We start from the raw sequence: 784 nt of genomic DNA on the forward strand, positions 1-784 counted from the left end.
AGTCCTTTGTTGAGTAATATTATGCTTAATGAGTTGGACAAGGAACTCGAACGCAGAGGGCTTCCTTTTGTTCGCTATGCCGATGACTCGATGATATTCTGCAAGTCCAAGAGGGCGGCAAGAAGAGTCAAAGAGTCCATAACCCGATTTATAGAGGGAACTCTATATCTCAAAGTCAACAAGGAAAAGACTGTAGTGTCGTATGTCCAAGGAGTTAAGTATCTCGGCTACTCCTTTTATGTAATGAAAGGCAAATGCCGCCTCACAGTACATCCGAAGTCCAAATCCAAGATGAAATCAAGACTCAAAGAACTGACGAATCGTAGCAACGGATGGGGATAAGTCAAGAGGAAACAGAAACTGAAGGAGTACATCCGTGGATGGATTGGATACTATCACCTAGCCGATATGAAACGTTTTCTTCTTGATACTGATGAGTGGTTAAGACGGAGAATACGCATGTGTATATGGAAAGCTTGGAAGACCCCCAAGACCAAGGTGGCAAACCTCATTAAATGTGGTATTGGAAAATACAAGGCATGTGAATGGGGTAACACCCGCAAAGGTTATTGGCGTATTGCTGACAGTCCTATATTGAAGGTGGCGATAAATAAGGAGAGCCTACGAAAGGCAGGATATCCTACCTTAATGGGCTCGTATCTCGAATGGTACCCAAAATAGGAACCGCCGTATGCCGAACGGCACGTACGGTGGTGTGAGAGGTCGGTAAACATGAAAATAGGAGATAAACACCTATGATTAATGTTTACCTCCTACTCGATTG

The 784-nt window shown here is 43.8% G+C and carries 1 pseudogene; it reads left to right on the forward strand.

The features are described 5' to 3' along the window. Nucleotides 1-681: pseudogene (locus tag B5G04_RS20125) on the forward strand (group II intron maturase-specific domain-containing protein); the annotation flags it as partial. Nucleotides 682-784 lie beyond the last annotated feature (103 nt).

This window comes from Bacteroides sp. An51A (assembly GCF_002161565.1).
Lineage (GTDB): Bacteria > Bacteroidota > Bacteroidia > Bacteroidales > Bacteroidaceae > Phocaeicola > Phocaeicola intestinalis.